We start from the raw sequence: 23173 nt of genomic DNA on the forward strand, positions 1-23173 counted from the left end.
GCGACATATCCGGACGTGTCGCCCAATGGTTCGGAGAGACCTCATGCAAACGCCAAAATCCGAGGAAACCAGCGCGGTACCCCGTCTACCCTTTACCTTCGCAAAGCGCCAGGGCGTCGTCCTTACCACCAATGAAAACCAGGCGCCAATTATTGCCCTCCGCCGTGATGCCTCTCCTTCAGCACTTGCAGAAGCCAACCGCCTGATCCAGGGAAAAGCCCGGATAGAAGTCGTTGAGAACGCCAAATTTGAACGGTTATTGAATCAGGCCTACCAGAACGATTCTGAAGAAACCATGCAAATGGTCGAGGGCATCGGCGACGATCCGGACCTCGCGTTGTTGGCGGATTACGTGCCCGAAACAGAGGACTTGCTGGAGCAGGAAGACGATGCTCCGATCATTCGGTTGATCAACGCCATCCTTACGGAAGCGGTGAAGACCAATGCATCTGATGTGCATATTGAAACTTATGAAAAGCAACTGGTTGTTCGTTTCCGAATAGATGGAGTCCTTCGTGAAGTGGTGCAGCCGCGAAGGGTATTAGCCCCACTTCTTGTATCGCGTATCAAGGTGATGGCCAGGCTCGACATCGCCGAAAAGCGAGTCCCACAGGATGGCCGGATCGCTCTCCGTGTCGCCGGAAGGGAAATCGATCTCCGGGTTTCAACCATACCGGCGGCCCAGGGCGAACGCGTTGTTCTCCGTATCCTGGACAAACAATCCGGTCACATTGACCTGATGTCACTGGGTATGAGCAAAAATGATCTTCGTGAAATGAGGGCGCTCGTCGACGAACCTCACGGGATCCTTCTCGTCACCGGGCCAACCGGGTCAGGGAAATCCACCACCCTCTATGCCTGCCTGCAAGCCATCAATGATCGCAGCCGTAACATCATGACGGTCGAAGACCCCATCGAATACAACCTGCCCGGCATCGGTCAAATACAAGTGAACAGCAAGGTTGATATGACCTTTGCCCGTGGCCTCAGAGCGATACTTCGCCAGGATCCCGATGTGGTTATGATCGGTGAAATCCGGGACCTCGAAACAGCCGAGATAGCGGTTCAGGCCAGCCTGACCGGACATCTCGTGATGTCGACCCTCCATACCAACACCGCTGTCGGCGCCATTACACGGTTAATGGATATGGGGATTGAACCTTTCCTGATCTCCTCTTCACTGGTGGGTATCGTGGCTCAACGGCTGGTCAGGGTTCTTTGCCGAAGCTGTCGCACCCCGGTTGAAGCCACGCCGACGCATTGCTCGTACCTCGGGGTAAATCCAGACGCCCCCCCAACCATATACCAGGCAAGTGGCTGCCCGGCCTGCAATCAGCTGGGATACAGCGGCCGAATTGGCATTTACGAAGTCGTGCCGGTGGACGACGCCCTTGGTGTACTTATTCACCAAAGCGCCGGGGAGCGGGCTCTTGAGACGGAAGCCAGGTCCAAATTCCCCAGCATTCAGGCTGACGGAGCGCAGAAGGTACTGCAGGGCATCACAACGATAGAAGAAGTCATGCGTGTGACCAACAGGAAGCAGTAGCCATGCCCGCCTTCAATTACAAAGCCCTGAACGAACAGGGCAAGACGACTCAGGGGGTACTGGAAGCCGACGGCCCCCGTTTAGTACGACAGCAATTGCGCGACCATGGAATGGTCCCAATCTCGGTCGAGTTGAGTACGTCAACTGAGAAGAAACAGGGCGCCCAGTTGTTCAAAGGCCGACCGCTCAAGGTTCAGGAGTTAGCCCTGATAACCCGACAACTGGCAACGCTGATTCAGGCAGGGATACCTGTGGAGCAGGCACTAAGCGCAGTGGTCGCCCAGACTGAAAAGCCCAGAACCCGAAGCATTCTCTCAGCCGTCAGAGCAAAGGTAGTTGAAGGTTATACATTAGCGGACAGCTTGGCAGCCTTTCCCAAAGCTTTCCCCAGGCTCTATCGGTCCACGGTGGCCGCGGGCGAGCATGCCGGTCATCTTGATCTGGTCTTGAATCGTCTGGCGGACCACACGGAACAACGTCAGGAAGCCCGGCAAAAAATCCAGTTGGCAACGATCTATCCCGTCATACTTACCATCGTTGCGGTGTCCATCGTCGTGTTTCTGGTTTCCTATGTCGTCCCGGACATAATCGACGTCTTTATCAAGCAGGGCCAAAGCCTGCCGCCCCTCACATCGGCTCTGCTTGCAATGTCGGATTTTCTGTCAGCCTGGGGAATCTATTTGCTGGCGCTCATGGCTGCCAGCCTCGTGGGCTTCCGTATCTGGTTAAACCGTCCGGCCTTTCGCCGTGTGGTGCATAAAAGGCTGTTAAACGCGCGGGGCATTCGAGGGCTTGTTCGGGGATACAATACAGCCCGGTATGCCAGCACGTTGAGCATTCTGACATCCAGTGGTGTACCACTGGTCGAAGCCATGCGCATTTCCGGCGAGGTACTGGGTAATGACCATTTGCGCGAGCGACTGGCAAGTGCAGCCAAAACGGTAAGCGAGGGCGGATCTCTCAATAAAGCGCTAACGCAGGCCGGCTATTTCCCGCCCATGATGCTGCACATGATCGCCAGCGGGGAAACAAGCGGTGAGCTGGACGATATGCTGGAACGCACCGCCCGCATGCAGGAAAACACGCTACAGGCCAAAGTGGAAACACTCGTTGGCCTGTTCGAGCCCATTATGTTGCTCGTGATGGGCGCAGTGGTTCTCATTATTGTTCTGGCAATCATGCTCCCCATCCTGAACATGAGCAACCTGGTCGGATAACGACTCAGGATTCACTATTCCAACCGTCAAGGAGATGACTTACATGCAAAGGTACCTGAATGACCATCACACTGGGTGCAAAGCCGGTATTCAGCGCGGCTTCACCCTGATTGAGATCATGGTCGTCATGGTTATTCTCGGGCTGCTGGTGGCCATTGTTGCGCCCAATATTATGGGCCGGAGTGATCAAGCCCGGGTCACCGTTGCCGAAACACAGTTAAGCAACATTGCCAACGCTCTCGATTTATATCGCCTTGATAACAGCCATTACCCTTCCACCCAGCAAAGCCTCGAGGCCCTCGTCAACAAGCCTGCAGGGACACCAGAACCCAAAAACTGGAACAGCAACGGTTACATGAAGTCCGTTCCGGTTGACCCCTGGGGCAACTCGTATCAGTACGTCAGTCCGGGCGTTGACGGCCCTTATGACCTGTACTCCCTGGGATCTGATGGCCAGGAAGGCGGAGAAGGGGACGCCGCCGACATCAATGTCTGGGATGCAGGTACCTGAGCATGCGCTCTCCGGGGACGAGTAACGCAGAGCAGGGGTTCACCCTGATCGAGATACTGATTGTACTGGTGCTGGTAAGCTCGCTGGTCAGTGTCGCTGTCTTCTCCATGGCGGGTTCCCTCGGACAAAGAAAGCTGGATCAATTTGCCCATGACCTCCACCTGCAGATGGAAACGGCCCGGGAGTATGCCGTCTTTGAAAACGAGGAAATAGGGCTGCGCATCCAGGATGGGCGTTTTGAATTCCTGAAACTGAGCCGGGAGGCAGAAAGCTGGGAACCGGCAACTGATCGCAGATTGCGCGACCAATCGGCCCCGGAAAGCATAAAAGTCTTACACGAGCGGCGAGCGGGCCTACCACTGCTGACCGACGAAGACAGCGGCCATCGGCCCGATGTCATATTCCTCTCCAGCGGAGAGGTTACTGGGTTTACCCTGACGTTATCCGACGAATCGGGCACAAGTGCTTATGAAATCACCTCAAGCGGCGGCATGCCCATAAGGCTCCAACAAACCCAGGGGCGGGGAGGATGACCATGCGGGCAAAAGGGGCAAGGTCGTGCATAGGTTTCACGCTCCTGGAAGTGCTTGTCGCACTGCTCGTGTTCTCGTTATTGGCCAGCGCAGCGGTCAGTGTCACCAGCCAATACGTTGTTTCCCAGGAACGGGTTCGGGACAAAACCCTTGCCAGTTGGTTGGCCAGCAACGTGGTTACCGAGCTTCGCTTGAAGCCCTCGGGCTCAACCGTTACAGAAAGCCACACCACCCGTGAGTTCGCCAACCAGAACTGGGAGGTCCAAACAACAATAACGGATACGTCCGAGAAAGCCATGCACCGCGTAGAGGTTAGGGTTTCCCAGGTTCGACCGCCCGACCCCGCACCGAAGCCGGTCTATACACTTTCAGCCTTTATTGAAGACGGCAGGCAGACAAAATGAGCAGCCACGCACCTTCAGAGCATGGCTTCACTCTTCTCGAGGTTCTCGTGGCCATCACCATCACCTCAATCATTGGCATTGCTCTTTGGCAGACCCTGCACTCTACCCTTAACACCCGTGATCATGTGGATCGAGTCTCAAAGGAGTTTTTACAACTTCAGCGCACGATGACAGTAATGGAGCGTGATTTCCTCCAGATCGTTCATCGCCCGACCCGCGACCGGTATGGAGAGTTAACTCCGGCGTTAACCGGCGAGCATCCATCCTTCGATATTCTTTTAACCCGCCAGGGCTGGAGAAATCCACTGGGGAGCCGGCGCAGCAACCTGCAACGGGTTGGCTGGGCTCTGGTTGGCTCACAACTCACAAGAACCGACTGGGTCACACTCGACCAGGGACAGGAAGACAACGCCGTCGAAGTCATCCAACTCGATAACGTTCACTCATTGCAGGTGGACTGGCTCGTCGATGAGCAGTGGCAAAACCAATGGCCCCAGCATAAAAGCCAGCAAGGAACGGAGAACTTACAGCATCATTATGGGGCCTTACCCCGAGCGGTTCGGATTGTTATCGAGCATGAACGATTTGGCAAAATTGACCGAATCTTTGCCATGCCAGACACCCTCCCCATTCAAGCCTTTAAAAACGCCTCACTCCCGGATGACCGAAAAGGGATGGCAGAGAAGGCACAGACCGGCTCATGACTTTGCTTCCGAACAAGAACCAGAATGGCATCGCGTTGATAATGACCCTGTTCGGGTTGGCCCTGGTCGTTCTTATCACCGCCGGGATCATGAAAAAGCAAAGTACAATGGTACTTCGTACCCAAGCGTACCTGGAAAAACAACAACAGCAGGAAATTGCACTTGCTGCCGAAATTCTTGCCAAGCGAATGCTTGAGAAAGACCATGAGAAGGACACGAAAGACGGGGCCCGGATTGATGCGTTAACCGAAGCGTGGCTCGGCCAATCGGTATCCCTGCCTGTCGAAAACACCAATATGTCGGTGTCCCTGCAGATCAACGATCTCTCCGGTCGCCTGAACCTCAATGATCTGGTGACGCCGTCGGGAACCATAGACTCTTTCACCCAACAACGGTTTACCAACCTGTTTTCCAGCCTGGGCATTGAGAACTTACACATTGAGACCCTGGTGGACTGGATTGACAGCAACAAAGAGGAAACGCGCCCTTACGGCGCTGAAGATGGGGCCTACCTGATCAGCCAACCGCCTTACAGGTCAGCCAATCAGCCCTTCTCTTCGGTTACTGAGTTACGGCTTATGGAAGGCGCAACAGAGGAAGAGGTTCAGGCTCTCATGCCCTACGTAACCGCGTTGCCCATCAAGGGCAATGGCCTGAACATAAACTCAGCACCTGTAACGGTCATAATGAGCCTCCATCCCAGAATAAACCGTAAAGAAGCCCAAACGGCCGATAACCGAAGGAAAGAAAAACCGTTCTCAAAGATCACTGAATTTCTTGCTCTGCCAGCGTTTGCCGGCATCGCAATACCGTCTGAACGGCTGCATGTGAGTTCTCATTTTTTTGAAGCAATCATCCAGGTAGCCCGTAACGACGGCGGCGTTATACGCATGATTACGAGACTCTACCGGGATGACCAGGGGAAAGTATTTGTGATCGATCGCTCCCTTGGGCGAAATGTCAAAATCAACAAACCAAGCGCGATACTGTGAGGCCCACAAGATGAAATACCAATTGTTCATCCGCCCCCTGTTCACCCTCACAAGCGACGGCCCACAATCGGACCAATACGAGTGGGCGGTTTACAGCCCGGACAACCAGCTCACGGGCTACGGCAGAGATCATCGACAAGACATCGAACAGTGGCTTACAGACCAGGACATTCCAGCGGTTTCGGTTATTGGTCTTCTCCCAACCATCGACGTGACCTATTGCAGCGCGAGGATCCCAGGCAGGGTAAACCAGGCGACCTTAAACCAGGCCTTGCCCTATGCCGTCGAAGACCAACTCGCTCAGCCCGTTGAGACACTCCATATTGCACACGGGGCTCGCCAAGCTGACGTTTACCCCGTTGCTGTCATCGATCGTTATCGGATGGGGGAATGGATTGAGGTCATGGGGGACTGGGAAAATGGCGAAATTGAGGCACTGATTCCGGACGCCTCGTTACTCCCCGTGACAGAATCCGGGTGGTCAGCAGTGATAACGAATGACCAGATTATTGCCCGGTATCAGGATCAACTGTGGATTTCGTTACCGGCTTCAGAGTTATCCGTCTTTGCCATGACGTTGCAGTCCACCCAAGAACACGACACCAACGAGGCTTCGGCAAAGATTCCACTGCGTTACTGGTGCATACCGCCAGATGCGGAACACACGCTGGCGCAAACCGAATTCCCGGAATTCATCGCTCCGGAAGGTGATCCGGAAGCACCGACCTCGCTGACAACCTGGCTCGCCGAGAATTATCAGAAACACCGGGGAGCACCGATCAACCTTTGCCAGAAGGCATTCTCGGTCAGCAGCGCTAACCGCTCTAACTGGCGCATCTGGCGGCCGCTTGGCATAGCCGCAGCCCTGTGGCTCGCGGTAGAGGCCGGGATAAACATGGGCATGGGCATTCACCACCATCAGGCGGCAGAAAAAATCAACGCAGAAACGATGGCCATCTACCATCAGTTCTTTCCTGAAGACACCCGATCAGGGCCGGACAACTTGCAGCGGGTTATAAAAGGGCAGTTGAGAGTCGCCGGCCCCCAAACCTCAAACACCTCGTTTATCGATTTGATGCGGGTAACCGGCGAAGCCCATAAGCAAGCACTGAAATCCGGCTCCGACCTGACACTCAGATCCATCAGCTATAACGAGCAACGAGGCGAACTGATCGTGGATTTGCGGGGCGGAGGCTATCGCCAACTGGCACAGTTCCGTGACGAAGTAGCCAGCAGCGGCCTGGACGCTGACATCGGTTCCGTCATTAACAATCCGGAAGGCACCGACGGACGGCTCACAGTCAAAGGAGAGCTTTGAGATGAATAACGACCACGCCTGGTATCGTAAACTAACCCACCGATACCAGACATTGAGCCCACAGGATCGCAGAGCGCTGCTTATACTCGGAATCGCCGTAGTGGTCGTCGTCGCTTACGCGGGCATTTACCGGCCCAGCGAGAATTATCTCGGGCACGCAGAGCAGACACAGGCAAAAGCGGAAGAGCTTCACGCCTGGATAATCGCACACCGGACTGATCTCGATCGGCTGCAGGACCTATCCAACTCCAGTTCGGGCGCCGCCGAAGAAAACAACCTCACCCCCGACTCCGTAAGGCAGTTGATGTCGCTTATCACCACAAGTGCCAACGATGGGGATGTCAAACTCCAGCGTCTTGAACCGAGTGGTGAAGAAAAGGTCAGCCTATGGGTCAACGAATCCCATTTTACCAACGTTGCAAAATGGCTGGAGACCCTGACCCAAAAATACAAAGTCACCATCACCCAGGCAACGCTGGACCAGGGCGAGAAATCTGGAACTGTATCGGCACGGATTACAGTTGCGCTGTAGTGTCCTGTGCGTTGGGGAAGTCCACCCCCCACTCAACAAAGCGGTTAAAATGGGGGGTACTTAACTAACCGGCTCCTTTCGCCCTTTCCGACATCAAATCCTTACAAAAAAGTATTGATATCGTCAATCGCATCTTCAACCCTACCTGCCAAATCGTGGTCGGAAATGAGAGGCCCCAAAACCCCTAACAATTCATCCTTCTTTGCATGCTCGTTTATTCTCGCTAAATGCCCTATAGATGTAATAGTTACTCCACGAACCTCTAAATCCGGATGAAATAGCAATACTTTGTACTGATGCAGCAACCAATCGTAATCATCAATAAAGTTTGGAGATCTAGCTATAGCATCACATATGAGATCTATTATTCCAGATTCAACAATCTTCAAGAACTGCGACTTATCTATATCCTTAGGTTCATCGTAAACATATGTCATTGTCCACCTCTAAGTATCTTTCCTTTTCGGTCGACCATCCCCGCTTTACGAAGCGCATTCTGCATTTGGCTTGTGAGATCATTCCACCCCCTAACGTGACCATGAAATACGCCATTAGTAGTTTGATCGAAAACAGCAAACTCTCCTGTCTCATAATCTATTCCTACTCGACGTGGAGAAGTGCCTTTGACCTGCACCGACATGTCTAGAGCATCTTGCCCATTTTTAGGTGCTTTGCTTTTAACTGCATTTCCTGCTTTCCCGTGGTAGCTGGCCGCTCGATACTCTCTTCGAGCCATAGCGCCTGCGCTACGTCCCGCCTTTGCAACAGTCTTAGCATTGCTTGCCTTCGCCACCATCCTCGCAACTTTGCTGGCACCTGCCGGTATATAGGGAGTCGCCATGGCGACCAAATCAAGGGTCATGTCCGTATTGGCTTCCGCCACTATTTGGTCGTTACCGGTTGCCTTACCGTAAATAATCCGGCCACCGTCGTATATAACGTTGGCAAGGTCCCAGATCGTATCAACCGGCACATTCCCATCGGGATCCTTGTACCGGTAGGGGCTATTGTTCGCGTATGCATAGCGGTTGAAGGAATGAATGTTTGATTCATTCCACGGGGCATCATCAATTTGGGTGAATCGCCCTATTGATGAACTCTGCCATCGCGCAGAGTAGTCATTTAGCCCAGTGCCCTGATCGCGCCATTTGCCAGTGAATGCCCGGTTGTTGGCGGTAGTGGTGACGGGCTCCCCCCAGGGATCATAGGCCTGCTGCCAGACGACTGCCCCGGAACTATCCGTTGCCGCTAGCGGCGACCCCAGTTGATCGTTGTGGTAATAGGTCACAACCTCCTCTGCATTGAGAGGCAGTGAGGCGAACACCAGTACCGCAAGAACGGCCAATATGTTTGCTGATGTGACTTTCATGATGTGGTCCTCCCTGAGGCTTATTGGCCGACAACAGCCGTGTCATCGACAACTTTCGCCGCAACCTTGGAATCAACGTAGATGTATTCTTTAAAGCCTGCTGACGAGTCGTACTCGCCCAGCAGATCCCCTTTGATCGAATAGAACACGTTAGTTAGCTCAGTGGACGACGCCCGACTCACCCTGGTATTTGCGCCATCATAGGTATAATCGATGACATCGGAGCCAGTATCGACGGAAGTCAGATTGTTCGCGCCATCATAGGTCATAACGTTGGGGCCATCGCTGGTCATGTTGCCTCGGGCATCATGAGAGATGGCGTAGTAGAAGTTTGTGAAGAGCCGGTAGGTCATTTTGTCGGAGTTATAGTAATACTCCTGCAAATCACCATTGCGGTCGCGGCTAAGTATGTTGCCTCGACCGTCATAAGAGATGGTCTCCGTGCCCCATGGGCCGGTAGCTGAGGTCATGCGATTAACGCCATCATAGCCGATGGTTCTGTCGTGCAGTGAGCCGGCATTATCGACAATGCTGTCCAGGTTGCCCGCCAGGTCGTACCCGAATTGCAGATCAACAATATTGAGCTGTCCATTATCCGTCACGAGCGAATCAGGCCGCAGCCGATTATCCAGGTTCTGATCGGTTATTACGCCGTTCGCATAGGTCATGGTATCCAACGAACCGTTTGGATAGTGCGTGACGGAGTTAACGTAAGGTCCAGCCTGCGTCTGCCAACCGAACACATTGGTCCCGTAATTGATTACTCGTCCACTTGGGTAGGTCACGCTGGTCAGATAATCCAGATTATCAATTCCGTACAACACATCGTATGTGGCACCGCCAATGGCGAGTGATTCACCCGTCAGGTTCCCGTTCTGGTCATAGTTGTAAGTGCGGGTGGCAGCCGAATTCGAGACAGACGTCAGGTTGCTGTTCGCATCGTAGGAATATGTGGCAGTCGGAGTGCCATCGGAGTACGAAATGGTCTGGACACGATTCAGGTCATCGTAGGTCCGGGTTTCAACAACGCCACTTGAGCCAATTTCTTTGCTGGTCATGTTCCCGACATTATCGCGACCGTATACCGTCGTTCCTGTTTCCTCATGTGTTTCCTGCATCAGGAAGCCACGGGCGTCCCGGGTATAGAATCGAGCATACCCGAACAACTGATCGTCCTGCTGAACCTCTCCTTGAAATACTCGATAGACCTGGCCCAAACCGTCACGAGAAATGCGGGTACCAAGACTTTCCGGTGAGAGGATCGTCATGAGCCACCCGTCTTCCATGTTGCCATGGTAGGCAAAGCGCTTCTCCGTCTGCTGGCCATTCTCGTCAACTTCCAGAACAGTCGTTCCACTCGGATAGCTGAAAGTGCGGGATGCCTGATCGGGGAAAGTTATGCTGGTGAGGCGCTGAAGCGCATCGTAGGCCATGTTTTTCCCTTGGGCGCTATTGGGGTAGCTTTCAAAGGTCACATTGCCAACTTCGTCACGCTCCTTGGTTACCTCAATGGATAAGGCGGTATTTGTATCCTCACGCTTTATACCCAAGGGGCGCCAGAAACCATCAAATAACCGGGTTTCCTTATATGCCCCTCGCGTCAACACGGCTGACTCATCATCGTAGCTGATGGCGACATTGGAATTGATGGGGTAATCAATTCCAGTCAGTCGGTTGAGTCCGTCCCAAGTATACAGCGTGGTATAGCCTCGCCCATCGGTCGATGAATACAAGGTTCCGTCGTCGTTCACCTCCTGGGATTCGGTCACTCCTTCAGGCCGGTTAATAATCTGAGGAGCACCCCGATGATAGTCTGAGAACGTGGTTACATTGGCGTTTGCATCGGTAACCGTTTCTACATCGCCTTCGTCAGTGTAGGTATAAGTTGTGAGGACACCGGACTGATCATTGGTCAACAGGTTCCCGGCGGCATCATAGGTGTTGTTCGTAATCCACTGGGTAACCGGAGCGCTGTTCGGATAGTCAATGACTTCCTGAGTGACTAACCCGAGGATCCAGTCACTTCCCGAGTGGCTGTAGGTAAGACTACGGGAGCGGTCAGCCAAACCACTGTTGCTGGTTGTCTCAACGATGGTCTGAGGCTTCCCATAGGCGTCAAAGTTCGAGTACTGGGTCTCTGCCGCCCGGCCCTGGCGCCAATGATTGACCCTTGTGAGTAATGGGAGTTGAGTGGTGGTGTCAATTCTGGTGGTATCCCGGCCGTGCCAGAAATTTTCGTTCGATAGCAGCATGCTGCTGTAGCTGTAATCGTACTGCTCTAACTGATTGCCCTGGAGATCGTAGACCAACTCGTGTCGTTTTGTTCCGATCTCCCATATATTTAAGTCGGTTGTATAGCCTACGTGGTAGAAACTCCGCTGATGGTCTGGGGCAACCATATGGGTCTCATCATAACCATACTGCCCGTCGTAGGCCGGGACATAGGCATATGACCAGGTGCCTTCTTCAATGTCCCGCCCACTGTTTGTCTTCTCGGTAACTACCGTGGTTCTTTTCTGAACGCCGTAGTTGAATCTCACGTAGTCATAGTCGTACTCGATGGTACCGCCAGAAGGATAGGTAACCGTATCAACGGCGAAGCTTCCGGCATCCCCGTTACTGAGGTTCGGGTAATAGGTGTATTCCCAGCTCAATCCGTCCGGGCGGGTGACCTTTGTAAGCTGAGCAAACTCCGGAATGGTGTTCGCGGTATAGGTGTGCTCATAAGTCCACGTTTCGCCATTGGCGGTAATGGAAGTCAGTCGTGTGTCGTCACCACCCAGGTTTGCGTAGTCATACGTCACCGTGCGGCCATCACTAGTGTTCAACGATTCGATATAGGTCACACCGTGGGAGTTGGTGTTGTAGTCGATGGTCATCCAGTTACCGTTAGCATCCTCGATGCGCGTGGCATAAATCTTTGTTCCCTCGGTGTCGTAGTCCCGGTAATTCATCGTGTAGGTGGTGCCATCGGGAGACTTCACTATGATATCGCTGCTGCTGCTTCCATCGCAGGTCGCGCTCCACCATTGCTTGGTAATCAGCTCAGGGCTGTGCTGATCTGCGAGTACCAGAAGCTGTCGACTGCCATCGGATAGCTCCAGCGATGGGTTGTCGATCACCGATACTGACCAGAGATTTTGAGTGCAGATCTTGTTCTCATGGGCATCTGGTACAGAAATACGCCCGAAATGCATATACCAGCCATAGCCATATGGGCTATAAGGTAAAAAGTCGTCCTGAGGATTGTTGTAGACACGATTGATCCGGATATCGAAACCACCATTCCCTGGAATAACCAGGTCTGTATAGCTCAGTTGAAGTTGCCCGGAAAACGGATCAATGTGTTCACCGAAATTCTCGTTAATGGTCTCTTTGAAGGGATTAAGTCCTGGCTCCTCGTAGTAGTCCCTGATATTCGCCTGCGCTGAGCAGGCAATCATTGCACCTATCAATAGGCAAGACAGAGCTTGGCAATGAAATGACATTGGTCACCTCCATGTAGGTATCGAATCATCCTTGCAACGTTCTCGCGTCGTGAATGTTATTTGGCGTTGGGGTTCGCTATCACGGAACGTTTCTTGATTTTTGGGGCCTCAGAATTTCCAGTTGAGGCTTCGGCCCGAACAAACGCTTGAGCTTCCGGCTCGGCCGACAGGTGGCGCATTGACCGCCCCGAATGGCCCAGATCGTCTAAAGCTTCCATCGAGTCCGAGCGACCACTGAGCTTCCTGACTATCTCTGCACGGTTCTCGATAGGAATGGCGCCCTCTGGCACCGATGCAGGCTGTCCAGCCATTGCTGCTGTTGAGGAAAGGAAAAAGAAGGTAAGAAAAGCTACGGAATTATTCATTGGCACACTCCATGTGTTTGATCAATCCGTAACCTAACTGATAGCACAGGATATCAACCTTGCTACCCACAACTACAATTCGTTACATAATTAACACGGTCTCTCTACAACTACCTGAAAGGAATATCCCGCCCCTTCCAAACCCGGAAGGGGCGTTAATCAAAGGTTCCGGGAATCAGCCAAACCAACCACTAAATAGGTCTTTCAGCCAGTCAAAAATCGACTTCACGATGTCCACGATGCCGCCACCGGGCTCGTCCTCCACCGCTTCAACGATGACCGAGAACGACTGCTTGGCCGAGCCGCCATAACCATCGCTAACCTGAACGACTACCGGATACCCGCCTTCGTGCCCTGAACCCGGCGTCCACTCGATCAAACCCGAATCCGAACCAATAGTCATACCGCCTGGGGCCCGTTGAAGCGCATAAGTCAGGGTGTCGCCATCAGGATCTTCCGCTGCAACCTGATAGGTAAACCGCTCATTCTGCGTTGCCTGGGTGTTCGGATCAGAGGTTATGGAGGGAGGCCAGTTATTGACCTCACCAACGCCCAAGGCCCCAATATCCCAGGGCGTTGTGCGTTGGGCGCCACTGGCATCCGTGGCGAACGCGTAATCCTCCACCGTGGAGAGGTCCTGGCCCTCGCCAACAGCCGCCGTATCCCAGGGCGCCAACTGGAAGCCCGAGTCCTGCCGGTCAACAAAAGCGACGGTCCTGTTGCGGAAGCCCGTATCGGGCGAGGTGGCATCACTACTCAGGTTGTGCCCAGTGGTTCCCCAGGTGCCAGACCAGGACTCATAGTCGCTGGCGTTGCCGGACGACAGGTTATTAATAATACGGCTCTCGGGGTGTTCCACCCGCATGCCGATTCGATTGCCGATCAGCGTGTTGTTGTAGACAAATGCCGGACCGGCTGTCGTGATACCCTGGTTGGTATAGCTGCCGGTAAAGCCCGATACCCGGTTGTTACGGAGCACATAAGTTGCGTTGGCATCCCCCGCAAGGATACCGCTACCATCTGATGGCTCACCGGTAATAGCGCCAACCAGTTTCAAGGCATCCAGCATCACCACAGCCCCCGGGTTTTGCTGCTCAACCCGGATGCCACCAACACCCTCGTAACCATTGTTCCGGACGGTAATCTGACCGCCGGTGCTACGCACACGAACAAAATCATCACGGATCGTCATGGCGTATACGTCATCTTCCAACGCGTCCACCAGCAAGTGATATCCCGCTTCCAGGACAATCGTTACGGGCTGCTCGGAATTGGTCTTGAAACCATCGATCACCACCGGCGTAGTGTCCAAAATCCCCGACGATGCCCGCACACGAATCAGAAGAGGTGTTTCCAGATCACCCGCTTCGGCTTCAATGGCACTCTGAAGATCCTCATAATCGGCCCCGGTTGAAGGATCGGTATCCACGGTCACCAGGCGCGCGCCACCGCTGCCTGCCGGCGATACCAGCAAGGTAAAGGGCTGCTGGGCAATACCACCGCGGCCATCGGTGACCTCAACCACGACCTCGTGATCGCCAACCTGGTCTTCCGATGGCTCCCACGAGATTTCACCGGTGGCTGAAATCGTCATGCCAGCCGGTGCTTCCGCCAAGTCGTATGTCAGCGAATCACCATCTTCATCCGATGCAGCTACCTGATAGAGATAGGCCTCCCCCTGATCAACCTGGGTCACCGCCTCACTGTCGATGGCCGGTGGCCAGTTGCTGACTTCCCCCACGCCATAAGCGCCGATATCCCAGGGCTGCTCGCGTGTCTGGAGGTTAATATCGTCAGTGAAACTGAAGGGGACGCCCTGGCTCAGATCCACACCCTGTGCCCGGGCGCCCTCGTCCCAGGGAGCCAGTGCGTAATTACCTGCGCCCACATCCACAAACTCCACAGCCCGATCGTGAAAAGCCGCATTCGGGCTGCTGGCATCAGAGCTAAGATTGTTCGCCGTTTGTGGCCAGGCATCGCCCTGAAGCTGGTAGTCTGAACCGTTATCTACCGCCAGAGTGTTGGCAATACGCCCGGTAACCGCTTCTGCCACCAGCCCCGTCCGGTTCTTGATCAGGCTGTTGTTGTACAGGTAAACCTCACCGGAAACCCGTGCGGCAAAGCCGTTATCGACGCCACGGAATCCCCGAATGTCGTTGTTACGGATCAGCGCCCGGACACCATTCATCCGGCTCAGGACCCCGCCCGCCGTTTGCGGTTCGCCCGTTATGTCGCCCCGTATACGCAGCCTTTCCACAGCGACAAATCCGCTGTCGCCCTGGGCAGCCAGCTCCACCGCCAGGACGTTATCGAAGCCCTGGTTTCGAACCAGAATTCCGCCGCCTTCGCCCTGAAGCCGGACATTGGGCACCTTCACTGCAACCGCTCTGTCTCCGTTTGCAGTCGCATTCAACTCCAGTTGGTAGCTTTCCTCGAAAACCAGTGTCAGTGGCTTATCACTGGTGGGCGCAACCGACGCCAGGTGAATGCCCTGATGATCCACCTGGTTCCCTGAGGAACGAAGCCTGAGGGTTATTGGCCGCACAAATTCCGAGGGCAGCGCCGCAAGGGCCTCCTCGACACTGTGGAAGTCCGCATCGCCTTCCGGATTAAGATCAATCACAAACACCCGCGCTATGGAGCCATTGGGGGATACCTCAATCGTGAAGGCCTGCCGGGAAACCCCACCAAACTGATCGCGCACTTCCACCACAACACGCTGTGAGCCCTGCTGATCCATCTCGGGTGTCCACTGGATCCTTCCGGTGGAAGTATCAATCACCATGCCGTCTGGTGCATCCGCCAGGGAATAGCTGAACACATCCCCGGCACGCCCGGTGGCCATGACCTGATAAGTGTATTCCTGGCCATCCATGGCCTCATCTGGCGGAGTCGACACCACCGACGGCGCACTGCCTGCAATGGACCACGCAATAGACGCCAGGTTGGGCTGCAGTCCGGTTGGCACAGACACCGTAAAGCTGCCCTCACTCCATACACTCTCACCACGGGCGGCAGCAGGGAAGCTCACGGGCATACCCGCCACCAGGGACATTTCCGGCTGCTGGGCCGTAGCGTCTGCGCTCGCGCCGTTAATGCCCAGCCCCCGATTGGTCAATCGGGCGCGATATTCATACTGCACCTGGCCACCAGAGCTCTGTTGCCCCACCGGTTGATAGTCACAGATAAACAGTGATTGCCCGGTTTGCTCATTATCACGGTTAACGATCTCAACCGCTGGCGTGAGGGTGCCTTCAAACGTCGGGTCTGAACTGACGGCCGGAGCAAACTGAAGGTGGTAACGGATATCGCCATCTGTCTCGCAGTCATCAACCCCCTGCACACGGATCCTTTGAGGTTCTGACCAGTTCTCCGTCGTGAACTCCAGATAGGTCAGGTCATCCAGGATGCGGCCTTCGGTATCATCCGACAGGGAGACGTTGAGTACCACGCTGGTATCCACCCTTGGAGCGCCATCCAGCACCACATCAAACTCGGCGGTAGACAGGCCGCTTTCGTCAGTCCGGTTTTCCGTAACCGCCGTCACCTTCGCCGCCAGCTCCCGGCTGGATTTGGTGATGGTGCAACATGCATCCACAGGTACCTCGTTCAAGCCATCGCTGATCACGGCTGAAACGGTGTAGGTACCTACCGGCAAGCCATCGATGTTCCAGCGATAGCGGTCACCCTCGCCATCGTCGTTCTCGGGAATACCCACCGCGATGGGATGGTTTCCGTTGTAGTACAGGTCGATAGTGGCATCGCTGTCCGGGTCGCTATCGACCCACTGCAACAGAATATTGCCGCCGTAGGTATCAATGTCCTCATCGGGCTGGACGAATTCCAGAGTCGGTGCGTCGTCGATGCCGTCCTTGTTGATGAAAAATCTCTGAGACTGGGACCAGGCACTGGCCAGGCCTCCGGCATCCATCGCACGGGCGCGCCAGTAATAATATTCATGGTTCGCCAGTGGCTGAGAGGGTGTCCATGACAAAGTGTCGACGGTGGCCTGATCAACGGTTTCCTCCAGACCCTCGTCGGCATAGAGTTCAAACTGGTAGGACACCGCATCGCCATTCGGGTCTGTTGCCGGGTGCACGGACAACGCCGGAGCCAGCACCTCCACCCAGGCGTCCGGTGCAGGGTTGCCCAGTGTTGGCAGGGTCGGCGGTTTGGCATCGGTGTATACCCGGAAGCTGGCTGTCATCCATGGCCCATGGGCAGAGCCGTCATCCGCCTTGGCGCGCCAGTAGTAGATTTGCCCTCTTTCCAGGCCCTCCACGCTCCAAGTGGTGGTTCCATTGCCTTCCGTTATGGCGGGTGAAGCCTGAAGGGCCGAGCTATCAAACGTGTCCACTTCATCCAGCTCGAACCAGTATTCCAGGCTGCGGCGCTCCGGATCCCGGGCGTTGCCTACCTGGAGGGTAACCGTGGTTTCGGGAACAACCTGACCCTCGCCGGGAGCCTCAACCACCGGGGCCGATGGAGCGAGATTGGAAGTGGACACAATGAAACTGGCGGGATCCGCCGCCGTGGTGGCGCCATGTTCGTCGGTTACACTGGCCACCCAGTAGTAGAGCTGGCCATTGATTAACGGGCGGGAAACTGTCCAGGCCGTCTGGCCGCCATTGCCCTGGGACACTCCGCTCACTTCCGCTACCGGATCAGTAAGGCCGGCATCGTCTTCGCCGTAAACAGCAAAGCTGTAGCTCAGGGTGTCACCATCAATATCCGAGCTGTTGTTGGTAATCAGAGTCGGGGTCAGTGTGTCCACCAATGTCATGTCCGACGGCTTGCTGACACTGAATGCCACCGGCAGGTCATTCGCGGTGTTCACAAAGAAGCGGCCATTAACCCATTCACTGGACCCCGCCGCCGTGCGCGCATTGGCCCGCCAGTAATAAGTGGTATTGTCGCTGAGCGTGGCGCCTAGGGTGTAATTGTCCAGAGTGACTTCCGTGGTGGCTTCTCCCTCGGGTACGCCACTGATAACGCCGACCTGGCGGGTCAGGCTTTCGTCTTCATAGACTTCAAACGTGTAATCCACGGCGCCGATACTGCCGCCGTGTGAGCCATTGGTTACCTGGAGCACAGGGGTGCGGGTGGAAACCTCCGCACCAAACGCAGGTGAAGCCAGTTGTGGCGTAGCCGGTGCCTGCTGTGCCACGGTGGGGTCACTGTCCCGGCGATACTCGTCCAGGTCCAGAATGCCGTCGCCGTCGAAGTCCCCGGTGCCATCCCGGCTCAGATCACCAAAATTCGCCCGCTCCCAATCATCGGACATGCCGTCACCGTCCCGATCATCCTCCGGAAAGATGGTGACGGTCGTGGAACGGGTGGCATTGAGCGCCCCGTCTGACGCGGCAAACATCGGCTGATAACTGCCTGCCTGGCCCACCTGGGGATGCCAGTTGAACACGCCCTGGCCATTGCCCTTGTCTTCAAACGTCGCACCGGCGGGCAGGTTACTGGCCACCAACTCCGGGGTGGACTTGTCCGGATCAGAGGATTGAACCAGAAAACCAACCTGTCCGGTTTCATAACCGGTATAGCTGGCAATGGGCTGGATGACCGGCGGCTGGTTCACCTGGACCTCACCACCAAAGGTGAGGGTGTAGCTGCTGTCACCGGTCGTATCGAAAACGTTGACGTAGTAATCGTAATGGATCTTGTCGTCCTGGATGCTCTTGGATAACCAGTAGTTGGCCGGGGGCAGAACCTTGCCATCAGCCCGGATGACGGCCGTCAGTGGCTCACTGCCCTCATAGGGATCGCTCGTTTTGATGTGCACAGGTCCTGCGGCCGAGCTGGTCGTCAGGATTCTATTAACGCCGGCCCCGCCTGCTGTGGCCGAGCCCAGTGAGCCATTGCGCGAGGTAACGGCCAAGCAGTCGCTGCAGTCTGCGAGGTTCGTGCCCGTGGACTCAGACTCATAAACACGGAGGCTCGTGCCCGCCTCCGCCAGAAAGTCGCGCACGGTATCCCGGCCAGGCAGGTCCAGAAGCACATCATGCACCAGCCGATGGGTATTGATGGATTCGATCAGGGAGGTGAGTTCGCCACCAAACTCATCGGCATGGCTGACAGTGGCATCAAACTCTGTAAACCGACCTGTCAGCGAGGTTTCCATCACCCAGCAGCCGGTTTTATTGGCATCGGCGGGAATATCACCAAAATTCAGCAAGAGGCTTTTGCTGGCAGATTGATCATCAATAAAGCTACCGGTGATCAAAAAATCCACCAGCAGCCCCCGCTCGTTTTCAACAATAGTCGGCTGTGCAGACTGGATTTTAACGGAGCGGGCAGGGCCGCTGCCGTTATTGGCGATGCGAACGCCCAGATGATAGGGCTCAACGGGCTCGATCTCAGGAGTGAAGGGGTTGTCTCCATTCACTTCTTCCGGCAGGAAGTAATCCAGGGTGAGATTGGGCTGGGGCTTAACCACGATGGTGTCAGGTGAGACGTCCATGGTCTGGCTCTCTCCACCGTAGGTGAAGGACAACTCGGCACCCACGTAATAGAGGCGGCCCTCACCATCGTCACCACCCGCACCCACCGTCGGCACAATCAACCAGCGCAGGTCTGCCACCTCGGCCGGGTCAATCTTGCCATCGGTCAGTGCACCATTGGCCCCCGTTTCCACGGAATTGATCCCGGCGTAGTCATCCAGGCTGATAAAGAAGCTGGCGCTGTCATGATCGGGATCAGACGATGCCACCACCACGTTGCCATCCGCATCCTCAAACAGCAAGTCAATGGTCACCTGCTCCAACGCCAGGGTGTCCAGGCTGTTGGTGATGCGCATATTGGCCTCGAAACCCTGACGCTCGAGGGTCAATTCCTGGGCGATTTCGATTTTGACGACTGCGCAGAGGGATTCCTGAGCAGAGACCTGGGATGCGAATAACAACATCCATATAATGTATAGCCAACCTAGTACTCGCACCCATCTCATACCCTAAATTCCCTTCTGCCGACTTTACGCAGGAAATGGGCCATCCAAGCCCAAAACCATCATAACTGCTAGTTTTTCTTATCTACTCATACTGGATAAATCACTCATAATGTCTTTCAGCGTGTACAAGATCAGATCTACTGACCTTAGATGCTCATCGATGGCCTTTTGGCGCTCAATTTCCGAAACAAAGAATTTCCGTTTTACAGCAATTGAGGGAACATAATTGTCTACTTCATGAAGATACCGACCAGCCTCCGAACATTCTTCAATAAAAGACAATTCGTCATTCAATTTTTTTATAACAGTTGAGGCAGAACCTCCATCCTCCAGCATAGTAAATTCGAAATCCTCGCTAGAGAAAAATGCGATAGATTCATCAACTATAGCTTTAGCCTCACTTATAGACTCATGACACCCTTCAAAATCTATCCCGGCTAATGAAAACCCTGGAAAAATAACAAAAAATGATAAAATAACGCGCTTAAAAAAAATACTCATCTCAGCCGAACTCCCCGAATAGGAACAATCCTCTTCATCGGGAAAGAACACACAAAATCCCATTTTTTATAAACGTTTCTAATTTTCTCCATCCTTTCATTAAACCTAGAAAATGAATCCTTCATCTTATCCTTATACCATTGCTCTGCGGCTCTCTCACATTCATTATTCTTAACAGGCTGATCACAATGATCCTCTCCACATTGTTGCATCATTTTATCCCTGATTTTCTGCCACTCGAAAACATCACGATTGAACTCATTACTCGCAACATCTTGCTCATACTTCTTTGCTCCGTCTTTAGCTGTGCATCCAGCCAAAAACAACAGAGGATTAAGACCATACGGATCAGAGTAATTAATAGGGTTATTATATGTATATGAATACCCATTAACTCCGCCCTTCAACCCTATGGGATCGAATTGAATATACCGCCCTAACGTCGGATCGTAATCCCGAAAATAGTTGTGGTAAAACTCAGTTTCTTGATCGAAATACTGTCCCGGAAATCGGAGATTGTTCGAGATTTTTGTGATAAAAAGCGGTGCCTTACCGAACGCCATGTAACTTGACTGCCACACCACAGCACCGGATTTGGCCACCATCCGCTGAGGCGTGCCCAGATGATCGTTCTGATAAAAGTAGACTTCTCCACTGTCCCGCTGGAGCAAGGGATTGGTCATCCATGGGGACTTGACCGCATACTGGTATTCCTTGATCAGGTCGCCTGCACTTGTGTATTCACCTACCAGTCCTGATTGATTGTAGAAAAAATAGGTTTTGACTCCCCCCACCTCTTTCCACAAACGAAGGCCGAATGGGTTGAATCCATAACGCGCCATTACATTGCCCTCACTATTTTCAACCCGAACCAGTCGCTCTTGACTATCATAGATATAGTAGGTGGTTTCATCCCCCACGGTTTTTTGCGTCATGTGTCCATTGGTGTTGTATTTGTATGTAGTGTCGCTTTCAGCGGTAAGCTGGTTGGCGTCATTGTACTGCCAACTGTCGCCGCCGTTGTAACTAGCCCGGTTGCCGACCCCATCGTAGGTGAAGGTTTCGTTCTGAGCTTGCGGGTAGTCGGCGCCGGCCAGTCGGTACAGGTCGTCGTAGCCGTAACTGTACTCACCATGTTCCGTGGACTGCCCGGTGATGTTACCCACTGAGTCGTAGCCGTACACCACGTTCATCAACGATTGCTGGGCAGGATCCTTCAAGCTGTTACTTGCCATACGCTGAAGGCCATCATACTGGCGCTGGATCACGCTGCCACCGGGTAACTGAATTCGGGTCGGCTTGTTCCACTGATAATCGGTAAAACTCACCAAGCCCGCACCGGGAATGTCTATGCTCTCTACCTGGCCGTTGGCACCGTAGGTGTACTGGTAGGTAATCTGCTCCGGGTTGGTGTAGGTAGCAATATTGCCCGCAGAATCGTAGGTGTAGCTGATGGTCTTGGAGAAAGGACCGTAGTCAATTGTGGAAGTGAGCAGTTGCCCCAGTTTATCGTAGTTGTAGCTGCCAGAGGTTTCGCCTTCGTCGTAGGATTCGAGTAGCCCCAGATCGTTGTACTTGAACTCTGTCACCTGTTCCGGCGTACTTGTGTTTTGGTCCGGATAGAACGTCAGTTTGGTTAGTTCACCTGCGGGGTTGTAATCATAATCAACTTTTTCCCCGTTTGGCGTAATCTCGATGTGAAGATCACCATCAGCGTTATATTCATAGGTCCGGCGGTTGACTTCTCCAGGGGCCGGCCTCCGCTCTTCCGCCACTACCTGGCCGTTGCCGTTGTACTCGAACCAGGTGCTGCGGTCCTCGGGGTCGGTCACCTTAACCAGGTTACCGTGGGTATCGTAGGTCAGGCGGGTGACTCCGCCGATGGCATCTATGATCCGGATCAGGCGTCCCAGACCATCGTAGTCTCTGTATTCCGGGTTCTGTTTGGCATCCACCCTCTTCTTCAATTGCCCATACGGATCCAGTTGAATCTGCGTCACGGCCTGTTGTCCATCGTAATGGTCCGTGATGCGTTTGAGGCGAGACCCGACTGCGTATTCGTAACTCTGCTCAAAGGTTGGGTATTGGGTTGCGGCTAATCGCCCATCATCATAGGTTTGCCGGGTAACATTGCCGTTTGGGTCTTCTTTCAGTGCGGGGAAGCCCTGAGCGTTCAGGCGCATCTCGGTTTCGGCGTCTCTCGGGTCTTTCAGCGTGAAACTCCGGGTTGCCCGATCATAGACGGTTTCCGTCGTATGATTCAGGGCATCGGTCACTGATGCTCTTCGATTCAGAACATTGTATCCGTATGTTGTAACGGCCTGGTTCGGCCACGTCATGGTTTGCAGGTTGCCCGCCTTGTCATACTCATAGCGGGTCGCCCGGTCCAGAGGATCCGTCTTTTTAGTCAGGTTACCCTGTGGATCGTACTCATAGCTGTAAACGGCTCCCGAGGGCCTGGTTTCCGTTAAGGTTTTGCCCTGGGCGTTGTAGCTGTACTCCGTGGTGTTGCCTTCGGCGTCGGTGTGCCGGGCCAGGTTGCCATATTGATCCTGGACATTGGTGGTAACGGCATCCGGAGTGTACTCGTCACCCACTTGGGTTTTCACTCGCGTTAGTGCGTCCGGGTATGCGTAGCGGGTGGTTCTTTGTTCCGGCAATCCAGCCGCCTCTCTGAGCTCGGTAACCCGCCCATTGCTGTCATAGTCCCATTCCGTTCGCACACCCAGCCGGTTCAC

The 23173-nt window shown here is 54.2% G+C and carries 16 protein-coding genes; 9 read left to right on the forward strand and 7 right to left on the reverse strand.

What is annotated here, in order from left to right; translation table 11 throughout:
- Positions 1-43 precede the first annotated feature (43 nt).
- Genes gspE through gspM form a run of 9 tightly spaced genes read left to right on the forward strand, consistent with a single transcriptional unit; the run spans position 44 to position 7757 of the window.
- A complete protein-coding gene (gene gspE, locus HNR38_RS08185) occupies positions 44-1546 on the forward strand; it encodes a type II secretion system ATPase GspE (protein ID WP_183701966.1) in 1503 nt (500 codons plus the stop codon).
- Positions 1547-1548: 2 nt separating this feature from the next.
- Entirely contained in the window at positions 1549-2763 is a 1215-nt protein-coding gene (gene gspF / locus HNR38_RS08190; protein ID WP_183701968.1) for a type II secretion system inner membrane protein GspF, read from the forward strand.
- 43 nt (positions 2764-2806) lie between these two features.
- A complete protein-coding gene (gene gspG / locus HNR38_RS08195) occupies positions 2807-3274 on the forward strand; it encodes a type II secretion system major pseudopilin GspG (protein WP_183701970.1) in 468 nt (155 codons plus the stop codon).
- Between the two features lie 2 nt (positions 3275-3276).
- Positions 3277-3807, forward strand: a complete 531-nt coding sequence (gspH, locus tag HNR38_RS08200; RefSeq protein ID WP_281380395.1) for a type II secretion system minor pseudopilin GspH — start codon at positions 3277-3279, stop codon at positions 3805-3807.
- Positions 3804-4211 carry a type II secretion system minor pseudopilin GspI gene (gene gspI, locus HNR38_RS08205; protein WP_246362545.1) on the forward strand — a complete coding sequence of 136 codons (408 nt, stop codon included), beginning with the start codon at positions 3804-3806 and terminating at the stop codon, positions 4209-4211. The genes gspH and gspI overlap by 4 nt, the downstream gene beginning before the upstream one ends.
- Complete coding sequence (gene gspJ, locus HNR38_RS08210; protein ID WP_183701974.1) at positions 4208-4915, forward strand: type II secretion system minor pseudopilin GspJ; 708 nt, start codon at positions 4208-4210, stop codon at positions 4913-4915. The genes gspI and gspJ overlap by 4 nt, the downstream gene beginning before the upstream one ends.
- Positions 4912-5907 carry a type II secretion system minor pseudopilin GspK gene (gene gspK, locus HNR38_RS08215; protein ID WP_183701976.1) on the forward strand — a complete coding sequence of 332 codons (996 nt, stop codon included), beginning with the start codon at positions 4912-4914 and terminating at the stop codon, positions 5905-5907. The genes gspJ and gspK overlap by 4 nt, the downstream gene beginning before the upstream one ends.
- 10 nt (positions 5908-5917) lie before the next feature.
- The gene (gene gspL / locus HNR38_RS08220) at positions 5918-7225 is read left to right on the forward strand and encodes a type II secretion system protein GspL (protein WP_183701978.1); all 1308 of its coding nucleotides are present in this window, start codon (positions 5918-5920) and stop codon (positions 7223-7225) included.
- 1 nt (position 7226) lies between these two features.
- Positions 7227-7757: a type II secretion system protein GspM gene (gene gspM / locus HNR38_RS08225; RefSeq protein ID WP_183701979.1), complete on the forward strand. Its 531-nt coding sequence runs from the start codon at positions 7227-7229 to the stop codon at positions 7755-7757.
- Positions 7758-7858: 101 nt separating this feature from the next.
- On the opposite strand, the gene HNR38_RS08230 is transcribed toward gspM, so the two are convergent.
- From HNR38_RS08230 to HNR38_RS08260, 7 genes are all read right to left on the reverse strand, one after another.
- On the reverse strand, positions 7859-8194 hold the full coding sequence (locus tag HNR38_RS08230; RefSeq protein WP_183701981.1) for a hypothetical protein: 336 nt from the start codon (positions 8192-8194) through the stop codon (positions 7859-7861).
- Positions 8191-9126 carry an RHS repeat-associated core domain-containing protein gene (locus tag HNR38_RS08235; RefSeq protein WP_183701983.1) on the reverse strand — a complete coding sequence of 312 codons (936 nt, stop codon included), beginning with the start codon at positions 9124-9126 and terminating at the stop codon, positions 8191-8193. The genes HNR38_RS08230 and HNR38_RS08235 overlap by 4 nt, the downstream gene beginning before the upstream one ends.
- Positions 9127-9146: 20 nt before the next feature.
- Entirely contained in the window at positions 9147-12614 is a 3468-nt protein-coding gene (locus HNR38_RS08240; RefSeq protein ID WP_183701985.1) for an RHS repeat domain-containing protein, read from the reverse strand.
- Between the two features lie 56 nt (positions 12615-12670).
- Complete coding sequence (locus tag HNR38_RS08245) at positions 12671-12979, reverse strand: hypothetical protein (protein ID WP_183701987.1); 309 nt, start codon at positions 12977-12979, stop codon at positions 12671-12673.
- A gap of 175 nt (positions 12980-13154) precedes the next feature.
- On the reverse strand, positions 13155-19892 hold the full coding sequence (locus tag HNR38_RS08250) for a putative Ig domain-containing protein (protein WP_183701989.1): 6738 nt from the start codon (positions 19890-19892) through the stop codon (positions 13155-13157).
- Positions 19893-20012: 120 nt separating this feature from the next.
- Positions 20013-20435, reverse strand: a complete 423-nt coding sequence (locus HNR38_RS08255) for a hypothetical protein (protein ID WP_183701991.1) — start codon at positions 20433-20435, stop codon at positions 20013-20015.
- A partial coding sequence (locus HNR38_RS08260) for an RHS repeat-associated core domain-containing protein (RefSeq protein WP_183701993.1) occupies positions 20432-23173 on the reverse strand: 2742 nt, incomplete at its 5' end. The genes HNR38_RS08260 and HNR38_RS08255, both read right to left, overlap by 4 nt.

Source organism: Marinobacter oulmenensis (genome assembly GCF_014201735.1).
Classification (GTDB): Bacteria; Pseudomonadota; Gammaproteobacteria; order Pseudomonadales; family Oleiphilaceae; genus Marinobacter; species Marinobacter oulmenensis.

Coding starts and splice junctions, on each gene's coding strand:
- gspI (WP_246362545.1), top strand. CDS start 3,804: ATGACCATGCGGGCAAAAGGGGCAAGGTCGTGCATAGGTTTCACGCTC.
- HNR38_RS08235 (WP_183701983.1), bottom strand. CDS start 9,126: ATGAAAGTCACATCAGCAAACATATTGGCCGTTCTTGCGGTACTGGTG.
- gspJ (WP_183701974.1), top strand. CDS start 4,208: ATGAGCAGCCACGCACCTTCAGAGCATGGCTTCACTCTTCTCGAGGTT.
- gspL (WP_183701978.1), top strand. CDS start 5,918: ATGAAATACCAATTGTTCATCCGCCCCCTGTTCACCCTCACAAGCGAC.
- gspF (WP_183701968.1), top strand. CDS start 1,549: ATGCCCGCCTTCAATTACAAAGCCCTGAACGAACAGGGCAAGACGACT.
- gspE (WP_183701966.1), top strand. CDS start 44: ATGCAAACGCCAAAATCCGAGGAAACCAGCGCGGTACCCCGTCTACCC.
- gspK (WP_183701976.1), top strand. CDS start 4,912: ATGACTTTGCTTCCGAACAAGAACCAGAATGGCATCGCGTTGATAATG.
- HNR38_RS08230 (WP_183701981.1), bottom strand. CDS start 8,194: ATGACATATGTTTACGATGAACCTAAGGATATAGATAAGTCGCAGTTC.
- HNR38_RS08255 (WP_183701991.1), bottom strand. CDS start 20,435: ATGAGTATTTTTTTTAAGCGCGTTATTTTATCATTTTTTGTTATTTTT.
- gspG (WP_183701970.1), top strand. CDS start 2,807: ATGCAAAGGTACCTGAATGACCATCACACTGGGTGCAAAGCCGGTATT.
- gspM (WP_183701979.1), top strand. CDS start 7,227: ATGAATAACGACCACGCCTGGTATCGTAAACTAACCCACCGATACCAG.
- HNR38_RS08245 (WP_183701987.1), bottom strand. CDS start 12,979: ATGAATAATTCCGTAGCTTTTCTTACCTTCTTTTTCCTTTCCTCAACA.
- HNR38_RS08240 (WP_183701985.1), bottom strand. CDS start 12,614: ATGTCATTTCATTGCCAAGCTCTGTCTTGCCTATTGATAGGTGCAATG.
- HNR38_RS08250 (WP_183701989.1), bottom strand. CDS start 19,892: ATGTTGTTATTCGCATCCCAGGTCTCTGCTCAGGAATCCCTCTGCGCA.
- gspH (WP_281380395.1), top strand. CDS start 3,277: ATGCGCTCTCCGGGGACGAGTAACGCAGAGCAGGGGTTCACCCTGATC.